The 16,912-nt window shown below is 71.7% G+C and carries 10 protein-coding genes; 3 read left to right on the top strand and 7 right to left on the bottom strand.

All coding sequences use genetic code 11. The annotated features are described in order from the left end of the window. Nucleotides 1-129 precede the first annotated feature (129 nt). The 3 genes from ACFZDA_RS33880 to ACFZDA_RS33870 form a co-directional block, all read right to left on the bottom strand. Nucleotides 130-1,422, bottom strand: coding sequence for a site-2 protease family protein (locus ACFZDA_RS33880; RefSeq protein WP_391089099.1), 1,293 nt, complete (start codon nt 1,420-1,422; stop codon nt 130-132). An 8-nt stretch (nt 1,423-1,430) separates the two neighbouring features. After that, nucleotides 1,431-2,612: a 1-deoxy-D-xylulose-5-phosphate reductoisomerase gene (gene dxr, locus ACFZDA_RS33875; RefSeq protein ID WP_391089097.1), complete on the bottom strand. Its 1,182-nt coding sequence runs from the start codon at nt 2,610-2,612 to the stop codon at nt 1,431-1,433. 345 nt (nt 2,613-2,957) lie between these two features. Continuing rightward, nucleotides 2,958-4,898, bottom strand: coding sequence for an acyl-CoA dehydrogenase family protein (locus tag ACFZDA_RS33870; protein ID WP_391089027.1), 1,941 nt, complete (start codon nt 4,896-4,898; stop codon nt 2,958-2,960). 344 nt (nt 4,899-5,242) lie between these two features. On the opposite strand from ACFZDA_RS33870, the gene ACFZDA_RS33865 reads away from it, so the two are divergent. The 3 genes from ACFZDA_RS33865 to ACFZDA_RS33855 all read left to right on the top strand — a co-directional run bounded on the left by ACFZDA_RS33865 (nt 5,243) and on the right by ACFZDA_RS33855 (nt 9,693). Beyond that, complete coding sequence (locus ACFZDA_RS33865; protein ID WP_391089025.1) at nt 5,243-6,256, top strand: substrate-binding domain-containing protein; 1,014 nt, start codon at nt 5,243-5,245, stop codon at nt 6,254-6,256. A 94-nt stretch (nt 6,257-6,350) separates the two neighbouring features. Next, nucleotides 6,351-8,393, top strand: coding sequence for a TIM-barrel domain-containing protein (locus tag ACFZDA_RS33860; protein ID WP_391089023.1), 2,043 nt, complete (start codon nt 6,351-6,353; stop codon nt 8,391-8,393). A gap of 112 nt (nt 8,394-8,505) precedes the next feature. Further along, entirely contained in the window at nt 8,506-9,693 is a 1,188-nt protein-coding gene (locus tag ACFZDA_RS33855; protein WP_391089022.1) for a sulfotransferase, read from the top strand. A gap of 32 nt (nt 9,694-9,725) precedes the next feature. Here ACFZDA_RS33855 and ACFZDA_RS33850 read toward each other — a convergent pair whose 3' ends face one another. Genes ACFZDA_RS33850 through ACFZDA_RS33835 form a run of 4 tightly spaced genes read right to left on the bottom strand, consistent with a single transcriptional unit; the run spans nt 9,726 to nt 16,823 of the window. After that, a complete protein-coding gene (locus ACFZDA_RS33850) occupies nt 9,726-10,439 on the bottom strand; it encodes a hypothetical protein (protein ID WP_391089020.1) in 714 nt (237 codons plus the stop codon). Nucleotides 10,440-10,474: 35 nt separating this feature from the next. Then, nucleotides 10,475-12,664, bottom strand: a complete 2,190-nt coding sequence (locus ACFZDA_RS33845; RefSeq protein ID WP_391089018.1) for a glycoside hydrolase N-terminal domain-containing protein — start codon at nt 12,662-12,664, stop codon at nt 10,475-10,477. Continuing rightward, on the bottom strand, nt 12,661-14,625 hold the full coding sequence (locus tag ACFZDA_RS33840) for a beta-galactosidase (RefSeq protein ID WP_391089016.1): 1,965 nt from the start codon (nt 14,623-14,625) through the stop codon (nt 12,661-12,663). The genes ACFZDA_RS33845 and ACFZDA_RS33840 overlap by 4 nt, the downstream gene beginning before the upstream one ends. Next, nucleotides 14,625-16,823, bottom strand: a complete 2,199-nt coding sequence (locus ACFZDA_RS33835; RefSeq protein ID WP_391089014.1) for a WD40/YVTN/BNR-like repeat-containing protein — start codon at nt 16,821-16,823, stop codon at nt 14,625-14,627. Before ACFZDA_RS33835 ends, ACFZDA_RS33840 begins: the two co-directional genes overlap by 1 nt. Between the last annotated feature and the right edge of the window lie 89 nt (nt 16,824-16,912).

Genomic DNA, 16,912 nt, shown 5'->3' with positions numbered 1-16,912 from the left:
CGTGAGCAGCGGGCTCCGAGCTTCGAGATTACGGCACGGGCACGAGCGCGGGCACATCCCACCCGGGTTGCCACCCGATGAGAGGCGGCTCGGCACGCAGTATGCCGAGCCGCCGCGAATGCCGGATGACTAGGAGATTCTCACGGGGTTAACGACGTCGGCGATCAGCACCAGGATCGTGAAGCAGACGAAGATTCCGGCGACGACGTAGGCGACGGGCATGAGCTTCGCCACGTCGAAGGGGCCCGGGTCCGGCCGGCGCAGGACCTTGGCCGTGTTGCGGCGCAGCGACTCCCACAGGGCGCCCGCGATGTGCCCGCCGTCGAGCGGCAGCAGCGGGAGCATGTTGAACAGGAACAGGGAGAGGTTGAATCCCGCGACCAGCATGAGGGCCATGGCCAGCTGCTGGGTCGGCGGTATGTCGAGGGTGAAGATCTCGCCACCGACGCGGGCCGCGCCGACCACGCCCATCGGGGAGTCGGCCTCGCGCGGGGCGCCGTCGAAGGCCGCGTTCCACAGGGCCGGGACCTTGCCGGGGAGGTCGGCGAGGGAGTCGACGGCCTCGCCGATCCGGTCGCCCATCCAGGTCACGGACTCGCCGAAGTCCTGCTTGACCACGCCGGTGGCGGCGCTGAAGCCGAGGAATCCGGCCCGGACGTACTGGCCCTCGACGATCTGTCCCCCGGAGTCCTTCTTGGCGACCTGGTTGGTGGCGATCTTCGCGTGCAGGGTGACGTCCTGACCCTTGCGGTCGACGACGATCGGCACGTCCTTGCCGGGGTTGGCGCGGATGAGGTCGGACAGCTTGTTCCAGTCGTCGGTCCTGACGCCGCCGAAGGAGACGATCTTGTCGCCCGCCTTGAGGCCCGCGGCGGCGGCCGGGCTGGCCGGGTCGCCCTTCTCGCACTTGTCGCGGTTCTCGCTCTGCGCGATGACGCACTGGGAGACCGAGCTGACCGTGGTCGTCTGCTGGGTGATACCGAAGCCCATCAGGATGGTGAGGAACAGCGCCACGGCCAGGATCAGGTTCATGAAGGGGCCCGCGAACATCACGATCACGCGCTTCCAGGGCGCGCGCGTGTAGAACATGCGGCGCTCGTCGCCGGGCTTGAGCTCCTCGTACGCGGCCGAGCGGGCGTCCTCGATCATGCCGCGCCAGGGGGAGGTGGAGCGGACCTCCAGCCGGCCGTCGGGGCCGGGCGGGAACATGCCGATCATGCGGATGTAGCCGCCGAACGGGATGGCCTTGAGCCCGTACTCTGTCTCACCCTTCTTGCGCGACCAGACGGTCGGGCCGAAACCGACCATGTACTGCGGCACGCGGATGCCGAACAGCTTGGCGGTCGACAGGTGCCCCAGCTCGTGCCACGCGATCGAGAACAGCAGCCCGACCACGAAGAGGCCTATGCCGAGGATGAACATCAGGGTCGTCATGCACGGGCCTCCGCCGTCTGTGCCGCCAGTTCCCGGGCCCGGGTCCGCGCCCAGGTCTCCGCTTCGAGGACGTCCGACACGGTGAGTGAGGTTCCCGTACGCGGCGTGCCGTGCTCCTCGACGACCCGGGTGACGGTCTCCATGATCCCGTTGAAGGGCAGCGCGCCCTGGCGGAACGCCTCCACGCACTCCTCGTTGGCCGCATTGAACACCGCCGGGGCGGTGCCCGCGAGCTCGCCGACGTGCCGCGCGAGGTTCACCGAGGGGAAGGCCTCGTTGTCGAGTGGGAAGAACTCCCAGGTCGAGGCCTTGCTCCAGTCGAAGGTGGGCGCCGCGTCGGGCACGCGCTCGGGCCAGCCGAGGCCGATGGCGATGGGCCCGCGCATGTCGGGCGGGGTCGCCTGGGCCAGTGTCGATCCATCCGTGAACTCAACCATCGAGTGGACATACGACTGGGGATGCACGACGACCTCAATGCGGTCGAAGGGAATGTCGTAGAGCAGGTGCGCCTCGATGACTTCCAGGCCCTTGTTGACGAGGGTCGCGGAGTTGATCGTGATGACGGGGCCCATGGCCCAGGTGGGGTGCGCGAGGGCGTCGTCGACGGTGACGTGCGCCAGCTCCGCCTTCGTCCGGCCGCGGAAGGGGCCGCCGGAGGCGGTGACGACCAGCTTGCGGACGTCGGCGCGGGTGCCGGCGGCCAGGGCCTGGAAGAGGGCGGCGTGCTCGGAGTCGACCGGGATGATCTGCCCGGGCTTGGCGAGGGCCTTGACCAGCGGGCCGCCGACGATGAGCGACTCCTTGTTGGCGAGCGCGAGGGTGCGGCCCGCCTCCAGGGCGGCCAGGGTCGGGGCGAGACCGATGGAGCCGGTGATGCCGTTCAGGACGGTGTGGCAGTCGGACGCCGCGAGCTGGGTGGCCGCTTCCGGGCCGGCGAGGATCTCGGGGAGTGGCTCGCCCGTGCCGTACTGCGCGGTGAGCGCCTCGCGCAGGGCCGGTAGGGCATCCTCGCGGGCGACCGCGACCGTGCGCGCCCGCAGCCGGTGCGCCTGTTCGGCGAGGAGGGCGACCCGGCCGCCGTTGGCGGACAGGCCGGTGACCCGGAACCGGTCGGGGTTGCGCAGCACGAGGTCGATGGCCTGCGTGCCGATGGACCCGGTGGAGCCGAGGATCACCACGTCCTTCGGACCGTCGCCCGCTACGGGGTCGTAGACCAGATGGGGATCGGCGAGGGCGCGGGCCGTAAGTACCGTCGTCCGCCCGGAGGGCGGGCCCTGCGGCGTCAGGTGCGTGCTCTCGGCGTGCGGGGCGCCGTCCCGCGTACTGGATGTACTCGGGTCGGCGCCCGGTGCGGCGAGAGTGCGTGCATGGCGTCGCGGGGCAAACGGGGCTTGCGGCCCGCGCCCTGAGGGGGCTCGACTGTCGCTCATCCCTCCATTGTTGCCGTAAGCGTCGTGTGTGAGGACAGCACGTCCCCTTCCGGGGGGCGCGCACCGCACTCGCTCGCGCCCCCAGAGGGCCGGTCAGCGGATCGGCCGGTGCACGTTCTCCTTCTGGCTCGGTCCCGGTGTCGCGTCCGCGATCCAGGGCCCGTCGCCCGACGGGTCGACGATGCCGCGCTCCAGCCACTCGTAGGTGCCCGACAGGACGCCCTTGACGACCTTGCGGTCGAGGTCGTCGGTGTTGGTCCACAGGCGGTTGAAGAGTTCCTCGATCCGGATGCGGGACTGGCGGCAGAAGACGTCGGCGAGCTGGTAGGCCTCGCGGCCGTGGTCGCCCTGGCTGCGCAGCAGTTCGGCGCGGACGCAGGCCGCGCTCATGGCGAACAGTTCGGCACCGATGTCGACGATCCGGCCGAGGAAGCCCTGCTTGGACTCCATCCGGCCCTGCCAGCGGGACATGGCGTAGAAGGTGGAGCGGGCGAGCTTGCGGGCGGTGCGCTCGACGTAGCGCAGGTGCCCGGAGAGGTCCACGCCGTGTTTGAACTCGCCGTACGTGGCCGGAAGCTGCCCGGGGCCCGCGATCAGCCTGGGCAGCCACTTGGCGTAGAAGACGCCCGCGCCGGCGCCCGCGCGGGCCTTCTCGCCCAGGGACTTCTCCGGGTCGATGAGGTCGCCGGCGACCGAGAGGTGGGCGTCGACGGCCTCACGGGCGATGAGGAGGTGCATGATCTCCGTCGAGCCCTCGAAGATGCGGTTGATGCGCAGGTCGCGCAGGAGCTGCTCGGCGGGGACGCCGCGCTCGCCGCGGGCCCGGAGGGACTCGGCCGTCTCGAAGCCGCGGCCGCCGCGGATCTGGACGAGTTCGTCGGCCATCGTCCAGGCCATCTCGGAGGCGTAGAGCTTGGCGAGGGCGCCTTCGATGCGGATGTCGTTGCGGTCCTCGTCGGCCATCTGCGAGGCCAGGTCCGTCACGGCCTCCAGGGCGAAGGTGGTGGCCGCGATGAAGGAGATCTTGGAGCCGACCGCCTCGTGGTGCGCGACGGGCTTGCCCCACTGCTCGCGGGCCGCCGACCACTCCCGGGCGATCTTCAGGCACCACTTGCCGGCCGCGACGCAGGAGGCGGGCAGGGAGAGCCGTCCGGTGTTCAGCGTGGTCAGGGCGATCTTCAGGCCCTGGCCCTCCTCGCCGACGCGGTTGGCGGCGGGGACGCGCACCTGGTGGAAGCGGGTGACGCCGTTCTCGATGCCGCGCAGGCCCATGAAGGCGTTGCGGTTCTCGACGGTGACGCCGGGTGAGTTGGTCTCCACGACGAAGGCCGTGATGCCGCCCTTGTGGCCCTCGCTCCTCGGCACCCGGGCCATGACGACCAGCAGGTCGGCGACGACGCCGTTGGTGGTCCACAGCTTCACGCCGTCGAGGACGTAGTCGTCCCCGTCGGGCACGGCGCTGGTGGCGAGGCGGGCCGGGTCGGAGCCGACGTCGGGCTCGGTGAGCAGGAAGGCGCTGATGTCCGTGCGCGCGCAGCGCGGCAGGAAGCGCTCCTTCTGCTCCTGGGTGCCGAACAGCTTCAGCGGCTGCGGCACGCCGATCGACTGGTGCGCGGAGAGCAGCACGCCGATCGCCGGGCTGGCGGAGCCGGCCAGGGAGAGCGCCTTGTTGTAGTACACCTGGGTGAGGCCGAGACCGCCGTACTTGGTGTCGATCTTCATGCCGAAGGCGCCGAGCTCCTTCAGCCCGTCGATCACCTCGTCGGGGATACGGGCCTCGCGCTCGATGAGGGCCGCGTCGACCTTCGTCTCGACGAAGTCGCGGAGCTTGGCGAGGAACTCCTCGCCACGCTGGGCCGCCTCGTCGGCCGGGAGGGGGTGGGGGTGGATGAGGTCGAGCCGGAAGCGGCCGAGGAACAGCTCCTTGGCGAAGCTGGGCTTGCGCCAGTGCTGTTCCCGGGCGGCCTCCGCCACCTCACGGGCCTCCCGCTCGGTGACGGCGGGACGGGAAGAGGGGGTGGTGGAAGCGGACATGAGGGCCACCTCGCCGCATATAGGAATGTTGAGGACGGTACGTTACCGATCAGTGCTACTGGATCGTTGGTACCCGAAACCGGACGCTCCCACCAGTCCTCGCGCATCCGTTCAGCCGATGGGGCGGCACGCTCCCGGACTTGTCGGGGGCCTGAGGAGGGTGTTGCATCGGGGTGTCTTCCCGGGAACGGGCCGCCCTTCCGGCGCCGTTCCGGAATTCGGTATCGAAGCGCTTCGACAACCTATGGACACGTCCTCCCGCTGGGGCTACTGTCGAACCACCCTCACACACCCATATCAGCAACGCGCATCGTCGAAGCGCTTCACAAAGCTTGGAGAGCTGGATGGTCACCCTCGCCGAGGTCGCCCAGCACGCCGGAGTCTCGGCGAGCACGGTGAGCTATGTCCTCAGCGGCAAGCGGTCCATCTCCGCGAACACCCGGCAGCGGGTCGAGCGGAGCATCCGCGAGCTCGGGTACCACCCGAACGCCGGGGCCCGTGCCCTGGCCAGCAGCAGGTCGAACATCATCGCGCTGATGATCCCACTGCGCACGGACATGTACGTGCCCGTGATGATGGAGATCGCCATCGCGGTGGCGACCGCCGCGCGGACGCACGGGTACGACGTGCTGCTGCTCACCGGCGAGGAGGGCCCGGACGCGGTGCGCCGCGTCACCGGGAGCGGGCTCGCCGACGGGATGATCCTTATGGACGTCGAACTCGACGACGAGCGGCTGCCGTTGCTGCGCGCGACCGACCAGCCGTCCGTGCTGATCGGACTGCCCGCCGACACCACCGGCCTGACCTGCGTCGATCTGGACTTCCGGGCGACGGGCGCACTGTGCGTGGAGCACCTGGCGAAGCAGGGGCATCACGACATCGCTGTCATCGGCGAGGCCCCGGCCGTCTATGAGCGGCACACCGGTTTCGCCGAGCGCACCCTCGACGGGCTCCGGACCCGTTCCCGGGAGCTGGGCGTGCGGCTTTTGCACCGGCCGTGCGAGGGCGGGTACGACGCGATGGCCGTGACGCTCGCCCGGATCCTCGACGAACGCCCGGACACCTCGGGGATCATCGTGCAGAACGAGTCGGCGGTCGAGCCGCTGCTCGCGCTGCTGCGGCAGCAGGGCCGGGCCGTGCCGGAGGACGTGTCGGTGGTCGCGATCTGCCCCGACCAGGTCGCGACGCAGGCCTCGGTGCGGCTCACGTCGGTCGCCATCCCCGCGCAGGAGATGGGCCGGCACGCCGTGGAACAGCTGTTCGCCAAGTTCGAGGGGCGCGGCAGCGACGAGGTCGTGCTGCTCGCGCCCGAGCTGACGGTCCGGGGCAGCACGGGGCCGGCGCCCACCCGGCCGTAAGGCACAGCACACCCCACTTCTCCCGCCCTCCCAGGGCACCCCCATGTCCGCACACCTCTGTCTGCACTCCCTCAGGAGCACAGGAGCCCGCCACGTGAATCAGCCTGCTGAAACCCAGCCCCAGGTGAGTCTGGCGCAGTCCTCCCCCACCGTCGGCACGTTCCGCGAGCGGGGCGGCGCGCTGGAGTGGAGCGGCCGTCAGGAGACGCTACGGATCGAGCCGTGGGGTCCGGACGCGGTCCGGGTGCGGGCCCGGCTCGGCGGCCCGGTGCTCGAAGGGCTCCCGGGCGCGCTCCTCGACGAGGCCCCCGCGACGCCGTCCACGGTGAAGATCGAGGACGGGCGCGGGCAGCTGACCGTCGGCACGCTCACCGTCGAGGTGAACGCCGAGGGCCTCATCCGCTTCCTGCGGACGGAGGACTCCGCCGAGCTGCTCGCCGAGGACCGCGCCCACTTCTGGTGGCCCGGCTCCCGCCTCTACACGGCCGTCGGCAACGGCCACCACCGCCTGGAGCAGCGTTTCGCCGCGTACGACGACGAGAAGCTGTACGGCCTCGGGCAGCACCAGCACGGCCGCCTGGACCAGAAGGGCCTGGTCCTCGACCTGGTCCAGCGCAACGCCGAGGTCGGCATCCCGGTGCTGACCTCCAGCCGCGGCTACACCCTGCTGTGGAACAACCCGGCGATCGGCCGCGTGGAGCTGGCGCACAACGGCACGCGGTGGGTCGCCGACTCGGCCCGGCAGATCGACTACTGGATCACGGCGGGCGATCCGGCCGCCGGCCAGCGCCGCTACAGCGCGGTGACCGGCCGGACCCCGATGCTGCCGGAGTGGGCGGCGGGCTTCTGGCAGTGCAAGCTGCGCTACCGCACCCAGGACGAACTCATGGCGGTGGCCCGCGAGTACAAGCGGCGGGGCCTGCCGATCTCGGCGATCGTCTGCGACTTCTTCCACTGGACCCACCTCGGCGAGTGGAAGTTCGACCCTAAGGAGTGGCCGGACCCGGCGGCGATGGTGCGCGAGCTGGAGGAGCTCGGCATCAAGCTGGTGGTGAGCGTCTGGCCCTCGGTGTCGCCGCTCAGCGAGAACCACCCGGTCATGGAGCAGCGCGGCTACTTCATCGGCACCCAGTACGGCCCGATGGCGCACGCCGACTGGCCCGACAAGGAGGTCGCCTCCACGGTCCAGGTGGCCTTCTACGACGCCACCAACCCGGAGGCCCGGGAGTTCGTGTGGTCGAAGGTGAAGGAGAACTACCTCGACCCGTACGGCATCACGGCGTTCTGGCTGGACGCCTGCGAGCCGGAGCTGAAGCCGGGCTTCCAGGAGAACCTGCGCTACTGGGCGGGCCCGGGCCTGGAGGTCGGCAACATCTACCCGGCCGAGAACGCCCGCACGTTCTACGAGGGCCTCGTCGCCACGGGCGAGGAGGAGGTCGTCAGCCTCAACCGCTCCGCCTGGGCGGGCAGTCAGCGCTACGGCGCCGCCCTGTGGTCCGGGGACATCGGCACGGACTTCCCGACCCTGCGCCGCCAGATCGCGGCCGGCCTCAACACCGCGCTGTCGGGCATCCCGTGGTGGAACACCGACATCGGCGGCTTCCACGGCGGCGACCCGGACGACCCGGCGTACCGGGAGGTGATGGTCCGCTGGTTCCAGTTCGGCGCGCTGTCCCCGCTGATGCGTCTGCACGGCTTCCGCGACCCGGGCATGCCGCTCGGCCCCGCGATGACCGGCGGTCCGAACGAGGTGTGGTCCTACGGCGAGGAGGCCCTGGGCGTCCTGGAGAAGTACCTGCGGCTGCGCGAGCGCCTGAAGCCGTACGTGCTGCGCGTCATGCGGGAGGCACACGAGGAGGGCCTGCCGGTGATGCGGCCGCTGTTCCTTCAGTTCCCGGACGACCAGGCGACCTGGTCGGTCGACGACTCCTACCTCTTCGGCCCGGACCTGCTGGTCGCCCCGGTGCTCACCGCCGGCGCCACCGCCCGCACCGCCTACCTCCCGGCGGGGGCCACCTGGACGGACGCGTGGACGGGTGAGACGTACGAGGGCGGTCGGTCGGTGACGGTCGACGCCCCGCTGGACCGCATCCCGCTGTTTCTGCGGGACGGGGCGCGGCTGCCCGTAGCGGAGTAGCCGCGTCGGCGGAAGGGGTGGCCGGTTCGATGGAGGTCATCCGGCCACCCTTTCCGCCTGTTCGGCCAACTTCCGTCCCCCGCAAGCCGGTTCGAGGCGGTAGGTTCCCTGCGTGTCCACGTCTCCGCTCGCCCTCACGCTGGCGAATCTGTTGCTGCGGCCGGGCTTCGGCTCCCGCCGTGCCCCGGACCGGGTTTTCGACCGCATCGTGGTGGAGGCCGGTGAGACGCCCGGGGACCGGGAGTTCGTCGACGGTTTCCGGTCACTGCTGGGCTGGTGGGCGAAGGCCGAGCGGCTGACCCCGGTCGGCTGGCAGTCGGCGCAGGCGCACGTGCGCCGGCACCTCGGCAACCGGGCCCGTGTGCTGCGGCTGATCGCCGAGCATCCGGAGATCGAGCGGGAGCCGATCGAGAAGCCGGTGTTCGTCGTGGGGCTGCCGCGCACCGCCACCACGGTCACGCACGCGGTGCTGTCGATCTCGGACGGGCACCGGTGCCCCCTGCTGTGGGAACTGCTCGGGCCCGACCTGGAGTTGCCGCCCCGGCAGCGGCGCAGGGCGATCACGGCCGGGCGCCGGCTGGTGCAGGGCACGGACCTCTTCGCGCCGCGTTTCCGGGACATCCACGCGATGGCCGCCGAGGGCCCCGAGGAGTGCACGTTCGCGCTCCCGCACGCCCTGATGCCGTTCTCACAGGCCCGTATCCCCGAGTACCTGGACTGGCACTGCGAGCGGGACTTCGTCGCCGACTACCGGTACCTCAAGCAGGTCTACCAGGTGCTCCAGTACGGCCGTCCGCGGCGGCGCTGGGTGCTGAAGTCCCCCATGCACCTGGAGAACCTGGACGCGCTGCGCACGGTGTTCCCCGACGCCACGATCGTGTGGTGCCACCGGGATCCGGTCACCGTCGTGGCGTCGTTCTGCTCGCTGATCGAGCACGGCATGGCCGTCAGCACCCGCCCGCTGGACCTCGCCGGCATCGGCGCCACCTGGCTGGGCCTGCTCAGCCGTGCCATGACACGCGCTCTCGCGGCCCGGGCCGCGATCCCCGCGGAGCAGCTGGTGGACGCCCCGTACTCCTGGCTCGGCTCCGATCCGGCCAGCGGCGCCCCGAAGCTCTACGCGGCCGTCGGCACCCCCTGGACCGAGGCCGACGCGGCCCGGCTCCCGGCGGCCGTCGCCCGCCCGAAGGGAACCCGCAAGCACACCTACGACCTGACCCGCTACGGCCTGACCCGCGCCGAGGTCGAGTCGGCGTTCGCGGACTACAACGCGCTGCGGGCCGAGGTCGACCGCGCCTGAACGGCACGGCCGGCCCCGGCCCCGGTACGGCGTCAGCTGCTGCTGACGGACAGGCTGTTGGTGCGGAAGTCCAGGCCGCCGGACGACGAGGTGATCTCGTAGCCGAACTGGACGTCACCGATGGTCTCGTTGCCCATCCAGCGCTTGGTGTCCTTGATCCACTTCAGGATCGGCAGGATGTCCACGGTGCCGGAGCTGGAGTTGGAGGTGCGGATGAACGAGAACACCTCGTTGGAGCCGTTCGTGCCCTTGAAGACGTTCCAGGAGTGGCCGCCGAGACTGACGCTGCCCTGCGAGCTGCCGATCGGGCCGACCGGTCCGGTCTTGTTGACCCAGAGCATGATCTCGTAGTCGTGGTCCGTGTCCCAGATGTCGTACGACGTGTTGTACGCGCCGGACGACGGAACGCTGACGTTGTAGCTGCTGGACAGCGAGCCCAGCGAGGTGATCGACTTGTTGATCGCCTTCGTCTGGTTCGGGTAGGACTTGATGCCGCCGGTGTTGGGGTGGTTGGCCCAGACGCCCCAGTTGGTGCCGGAGTTGGCCCAGATGCACTGGCTGCCCGCGCCGCCGCCCCAGATGTTGTTGTAGAGCGTGTAGCCGTTCAGGTTCGTGCTGGCCCACTGGTCGCAGGAGTTCCAGACGGCGGCCGAGGCGGGGGCGGAGGCGAGGCCGACGGTGGCGCCGAGTGCCAGGGCGGGAGCCAGCAGGGCCTTGGTGACCCTGTTCAGCGTGCGTGATGCCATGGTGTCCCTTCCATGGGGTGGGGGGATGGGGGGAACTACCACGCCCTCAGGGTGAGGACGTGGTCTTCTCCGGCGATCAGGTGGAGGGATTGCGCGCCGGAGGAAGTCCGCAGTTCGACGCGTTGGGTGCGACCCGGCCTGATGACCACGGTGGCGCCGTCGCGCGTCCAGGTGAGGTCGAGCTCCGCCCCGAACCGGGTGCGCACCCCGTGCAGGGCGCCTGTGGCGTACGCCGCAGGCAGCGCGGGCAGCAGCACCAGCCGGTCGGGGGCCGACTGCACGAGCATCTCGATCAGCACGGCGGGCAGGGTGTGCGCGGCGTCGGCGTTGTAGACGTGCCGGTTCGGGTAGTGGGCGCTCATCAGGGAGGCGTGGAAGAAGTCGCCGTCCAGGACCTGGCGGAGGGCGTGGGCGACGCGTTCGCCGTCCCTGAGCCGGGCCGCGATGAGGGCGTGGTGCAGGTGGCCGTGCGCGGAGTCGTTCTCGGCGCCGCGCAGTTCCAGGGCGCGGTGCGCGGCGGCCGCGAGTTCGGGGGTGTCGTAGGGAGTGATCTCGTCGAGCGGCCAGACGCCGTAGAGGTGGCTGAGGTGGCGGTGGTCGTAGGAGTCCTCCAGGCCCGGCCAGGCCCATTCGGCCAGGGCCCCGTCGTCGTTGACGCGGTGCGGTGGGAGCCGGTCGGCGAGGGCGCGCCAGCGGTCGGCGTCGGGGCCCGGGTGGTAGGCGGCGGCGGTCAGCAGGGCGTGGCGGGCCGCGGAGAGGTCCATGGCCGCGTTGAGGGTGCCCCAGCTCGCGCCCGCCGGCCGGTTCTCCGGTGAGTAGGAGGGGACGACGACGAGCCGGCCGTCCTCGTCGGTGCGGGTGAGGAAGTCCTCGTAGAACAGGGCGACTTCGGCGAGGGCGGCGGCGGTGCGCGGATCGCGGGTGCCGTGCGTCTCGTCGTGGTCGACGAGCGGTTTGAGCAGCCAGTCGGCGCCGGCGGTCCACAGGTGCAGTGGGTATTCGCGGTTGAAGTGGTACGAGTGGCCGGACTCGCCGTCGGTGTGGGCGGGTGCGACGGCGCCCCGGGCGCCGAAGACCGCGCGGGCGTTGTCGCGCCAGTCGGGCAACTGGCGGTGGATCAACGAGGCGTGGGCCTGCGTGACCTCGGGGAGGGCGGCGGCAGCGGCCGAGGCGGTCTGGAGGTTGAGGTTGGCGTCGTTGGTGAACGCGCCCGACCAGGCCGTGTCCCAGTCGCCGGTCCACAGCCCGGTCAGGCGGGGCGGGAAGAGGCCGCTCGCGGACAGCAGGTGGTAGCGGCCGGCCGCGAACAGGCGCTCCAGCAGCGCGGCGCTGCGCGGCCGTTTCAGCAACTCCGAGCCCGGCAGCGCCCGTTCGGCGGGGTCGGCGGCCAGGTCGAGGGTGACGCGCTCGTAGGCGGTGCCGTGCAGGGCGGCATGGCGGTCGAGGAGCTCGTCGTAGCCGGTGAGCAGGTCCCGCAGGGCACGACCCTGCGCGAGAACGCCCAGTTCGCCGGTGTGCCGGTGCACCCGGGTGAGGAGCAGCACCGACCGGGCTCCCTCGATGTGCGCGCCGGGGGGCGTGAGGGTGCTCGTGCCGCCGGTGACGGCGAGCAGGGTGACGCCGGTGCAGGCCAGGTCGCTGTCCGGGTAGCGGGCGCGCAGGCTCAGCAGGGCACCCTCGGGGGTGAGGACGGCTCCGTGGCCGACGCCCAGTCCCACCGGGGCGCCGGGCAGCCGGTGGTCCAGGTCGATGTCGAGGGTGAGGCCGGGGCCGCTGACCTGCTGGACGATCACGTCGTCGGCGCGGGAGACGAAGACGCGACTGGTCCAGCCGGTGCAGGCCGCCCGCACGACACCGGTGGCGAAGTCGACGTCGCGCCGGTAGTCGGGGATCTCGCCCGGCGGGCGGCGAAGCCGGACCTGGAAGGCGGGGTGGAAGGGCTGCACCCACTGGAGCGGCCGGCCGTCCGTGAAGCTCTCTGCCGCTGTCGTGTCGCCCGCCAGGAGGCGGTCCTGGAGGGCGGGGAGGTCCGCGGCGAGCTGCGGGGGCCGGGGGTCCCTGCCACCCGGCCGGACCAGGGTGTGGTGGGTGACGACGACCCGCTCGTCGTTCGGGTCGCCGAACACAAGGGCGCCGTGGTGGCCGTTGCCGCTCAGGAAGCCGTCCTCCCAGCGAGCGGCGGGGTGCGGCTCCCACGTGCCGTGGACGGGTGCGGAGTCGGTCATGGCCGCAGCACCGCCGCCCCGTAGCGGCCGAGGGTGACCCGGTCGGTGACGGCCGTCCCGGTCAGCAGGTCGTGGTGGGTGCCGGGGACCTCGACGGTCACCGGCTCGCGGCCGTGGTTGAGCACGAACAGCACCTCGCCCCTCAGGACGGCCTCGACCTGCTCGGGCAGGCCGTCGAGCACCGGCCGGACGCCCGCGTCGGCGGCGATCCGGGCCAGCAGCCCGCGCAGGGCCCCGGGCTCCGGGAGCGTGGAGACGTACCAGGCCCGGCCCTTGCGCAGGACGGCGGGCATGCCGTCCAGTTCGCCGCCCTTGTAGCAGGTCGTGTGGTCGGGGTCGGCGGGCTCGATCTCCTCGGACCACAGGGTGCCCCGGAAGTCCTCGCACACGACGGTCTCGTCCGCGTCCAGCGGCCACCACTCGTGCAGCGTGCGGATGCCGAACAGCTCCCGCAGCCGGGCGTCCATGCCGCCGGGGCGCACCCGGTCGTCCTCGTCGGCGACGCCGGTCAGGAAGCCGCAGACGAGGGTGCCGCCGCCGCGGACGTAGGCGAGGAGGTTGTCGATCGCCGCGTCGGTGAGCGCGTACAGCTGGGGCACGACGACGACCCCGTACGGCGTCAGATCGTGCTCGGGGTGGGCGAAGTCGCTGGTGAGGTGCGCCTGCCAGAGGGCCCGGTGCCAGGCGCGCAGGACGTCCGGGTACTCCACCCGGCTGGACAGGCGGCCGTCCTGGGCGCCCGCCCACCAGGCGTTCCAGTCGTGCAGGACGGCGACGTCCGCGGTGATGTGCCGGCCGGTCACCTGCGGGGCGATCCTCGCCAGGTCGGCGCCGAGCTGCTTGACCTCCTGGTAGGTACGGCCCTCCTCCCCCGCGTGGCTGACCATGCCGGAGTGGAACTTCTCGGCGCCCTGCCGGGACTGCCGCCACTGGAAGTAGCAGACGGCGTCGGCGCCCCGGGCCACGGCCTGGAGGGACCACAGCCGGTTGAGGCCGCGCGGCTTGGGGTGGTTCACGCCGCGCCAGTTGACCGGCCCGGCCGCCTGCTCCATGAGCATCCAGGGCCCGCGTGCCTGGGAGCGGGTCATGTCCTGCACGAGGGCACCGCTCTGGGCGCCGAGCGGGTCGCGCGGGTCCGGGTAGAGGTCGACGGAGACGACGTCCTCCTCCGCCGCCCAGCGCCACGCGTCCTGCCCGAACCACAGCGGCATGAAGTTGCTGGTGACCGGGATGTGCGGGGTGTGCCGCCGGACGATGTCCCGCTCGGCGGTGTAACACTCCAGGAGCATGTCGGAGGTGAAGCGCCGGAAGTCCAGGACCTGGGCGGGGTTGCGCATGTAGTGGGGCAGGCGGGGCGGCAGGATGCCGTCCCAGGTGTCGTAGCCCTGGCTCCAGAAGGCGGTGCCCCAGGCCTCGTTGAGGGCGCCGAGGGTGCCGTACTTCTGCCGCAGCCAGCGGCGGAAGGCGGCCGCGGCCTCGTCGCCGTAGTCGAAGGTGCAGTACTCGTTGTTGATGTGCCACATGGTGAGGGCCGGGTGGCCGCCGTAGCGGGCGGCCAGGTCCTCGGTGATGGCGGCGGCGTAGCGCCGGTAGGTGGCGCTGGAGTGCGAGAAGTGCTGCCGGCCGCCCCACCACTCGGTGCGGCCCTCCTCGGTGACGGGCAGGGTGTCGGGGTGCAGCCGGCCCATCCAGGGCGGGGGCGAGGAGGTGGGGGTGGCGAGGACGACACCGATGCCGTTGTCGTGCATCAGGTCCATCAGGGTGTCCAGCCAGCCGAACTCCCGTGCGCCGGGCTCCGGTTCCAGCGTCGACCACGAGAACACCCCGAGGGTGACGGAGTTGACGCCGGCGTCCTTCATCAGCCGGACGTCCTCGTGCCAGGTCTCCTCGGGCCACTGCTCCGGGTTGTAGTCGCCGCCGAAGAGGAGACGGCCTCGGGTCGCGTCGCTCAGCTCGGGCATCAGACGGGCTCCCCGTACTGCACGCCACGCCCGTTGGTGGCGATGTAGACCCGGCCGTAGACGCGCGGATCCCCGGTGATGGCGGCGCCGATCCAGCCCCACTGGTGCTGGTCGTCGTTGACCCTGGTCCAGGTCTTCGCCTCGTCGTCGGAGCGGTACACGGCGGTGATGCTCTCGGTGGAGCCGACCATGTAGAGCGCCGGGTAGGAGGCGCCCCCGGCGGCCTTGCCGAAGCCGAGGGTGTACGACGCCCGGCAGCTGCCGACCTTGGTGAAGCTCGCGCCGCCGTCGGTGGAGCGGTACAGCCCGTTCCCCTTCAGGCTCAGCCACAGGTCGCCGGAGCGGCCCGGCGCCACGGCCAGCTGGAACTCGGTGTCGCCCGAGTTCAGCCCGGTGGCCCGCGCGGTGAAGGTCCGGCCGCTGTCGGTGCTGGCGAACAGGGTGCCGGTGGTGGTGTCGAAGGCGTAGAACCGCGCCGGATCCACCGGGTCCGCCACCGGGACGGCGCCCTTCGGGAAGGAGGCCACCTCGGACCAGGTGCCGCCGTTGTCCGCCGAGCGGTATCCCGGGTTGCCCGTGCCGAAGGACCACAGCAGCACGCTGCCGTCGGCGTTGGTGGCGATCGGCCCCGGCGCGGACTTGGCCACGTCCGGCTGGGCCTCGAAGGGGGTCCAGGTCTTGCCGCCGTCGTTCGACCAGGCCCCGTTGCCGTGGTCGCCCCAGCCGGCGCGCACGACGTACGACGGTTCGGCGGCGGCCAGTGCCAGCCCCGTCGCCGTGGCGAACACCGGGTTCGACGCCATGCCGCGCGAAGGGGACGCCGTGAGCCGCTCGTGGTACATCACGCCGATGTCCCCGGAGCCGCTGATCAGGTGCGCCTCCCCGGCCGGAGGAGAGATCAGCTGCCGGATGGACGCCTCCTCCAGACCGCGGATCTCCGGGGCCCAGTGCTTGAGGTCGCGGGTGCCGTAGAGGGTCGCGCCGGTGCCGTAGACGATGTGCCGGGAGTCGAACGGGTCGAGGCCGACGGCCTGGATCCACCAGCCGAACTTGGGCTTGTCGGCGCCCCACTTGAGGTACGGCGTCTCGGAGACGTCGAGGACGGCCCGGTCCTTCAGGGACGTCCAGGTGCGGCCGCCGTCGGTGCTCCGGTACAGGGTGTCGACCAGCGACCAGCGGTTGTTGGTGGAGACGACGACGGTTCCCGGGCGACAGGCGTCGACGGCGACACCGCCGTAGCCGAAGGAGTCGGTCCCGCCGTCCTCCGTCGCCCCGCCGGGCTTCACCGGCGTGACCTCGGTCCATTTCCCGCTGGTGGTGCGCAGCTTGTGCACACTGCCGTCCAACTGGCCGTTGGGACCGGGGGCGTTGGCGTACGTCACGTACAGCTCGCGCGTGTGCCGGTCGTAGGCGGCCCGGACCGGGACCTTGGCGGCGGTGCCCCTGGGCTGCCCGGGGACGGCCTCCCAGGTGGTGCCGTCGGCGGTCCGGTAGAGGTTCGCGGAGGTGCCGTCGGAGTCGCCCCAGCCGGCGTAGACACTGCGGCCCGCGGCGACGAGGAGGGTGATGCCCTGGCCGGTGGCGCCGGGGGCGGCCGGGAAGCTCACGGCCTTCCAGGTGGCGCCCCGGTCGGTCGACTTGAGCAGCCCGTCGTGCCGGGTGCCGAGCCACAGGGTGTCGCTGTCGCGCGGGTCGACGAGCAGCCGTTCCCCGCAGCCACGCCCGTCCTCGTTGCCACCGAGCTTCACGGTGAGGTCGGTGCGCTTCCAGGTCGCGCCGCGGTCCTCGGAACGCAGCACGGCCCCGTTGCCGGCCCAGGGCTGGGTGTACGTGCCGAGGGCGAGGTACAGCCGGTCCGGATGGGCCGGGTCGACGGCCATCGCCTCCACACCGAGCAGGTTCCAGTCGTCCCAGCCGAGGTGGTCGGTCAGCGGGATCCACCGGTCGGTCCGGTCGTCCCAGCGGTAGGCGCCGCCGATGTCGGTCCGGGCGTAGGCGAGACCGCGGACGGCGGGGTGGAACAGGACACCGGTCACGAATCCGGTGCCGCCCTGGACGACGTTGCGCCAGCGGTAGGCACCGCCTGCGGCGGGGACGGCGGCCCGGGCATGCCCCTGGAGGACCGGGAGGGTGGCGACCGCGGCGGTGGCGGCGGTCCCGGCGAGCACCGCGCGTCTGCTGAGGTGGAACGTGCTCATGACATACCTCGGTTCGTGCGAACGGGGAGTTGGGGAGCTGTCCTGGGGGCGCGGGGAACCGCGCGATCGACCACGACGCGGCCGCAGCC

This window comes from Streptomyces sp. NPDC007991, from assembly GCF_042958445.1.
Lineage (GTDB): Bacteria > Actinomycetota > Actinomycetes > Streptomycetales > Streptomycetaceae > Streptomyces.
Note: the sequence above shows the minus strand (reverse complement) of the source record. Positions and strands in the feature narration are given on the sequence as shown.

Excerpts from the sequence above, each read along its gene's own strand:
- ACFZDA_RS33880 (WP_391089099.1), bottom strand. The coding sequence starts at position 1,422 with ATGTTCATCCTCGGCATAGGCCTCTTCGTGGTCGGGCTGCTGTTCTCG.
- ACFZDA_RS33870 (WP_391089027.1), bottom strand. The coding sequence starts at position 4,898 with ATGTCCGCTTCCACCACCCCCTCTTCCCGTCCCGCCGTCACCGAGCGG.
- ACFZDA_RS33865 (WP_391089025.1), top strand. The coding sequence starts at position 5,243 with ATGGTCACCCTCGCCGAGGTCGCCCAGCACGCCGGAGTCTCGGCGAGC.
- ACFZDA_RS33850 (WP_391089020.1), bottom strand. The coding sequence starts at position 10,439 with ATGGCATCACGCACGCTGAACAGGGTCACCAAGGCCCTGCTGGCTCCC.
- ACFZDA_RS33845 (WP_391089018.1), bottom strand. The coding sequence starts at position 12,664 with ATGACCGACTCCGCACCCGTCCACGGCACGTGGGAGCCGCACCCCGCC.
- ACFZDA_RS33840 (WP_391089016.1), bottom strand. The coding sequence starts at position 14,625 with ATGCCCGAGCTGAGCGACGCGACCCGAGGCCGTCTCCTCTTCGGCGGC.
- ACFZDA_RS33835 (WP_391089014.1), bottom strand. The coding sequence starts at position 16,823 with ATGAGCACGTTCCACCTCAGCAGACGCGCGGTGCTCGCCGGGACCGCC.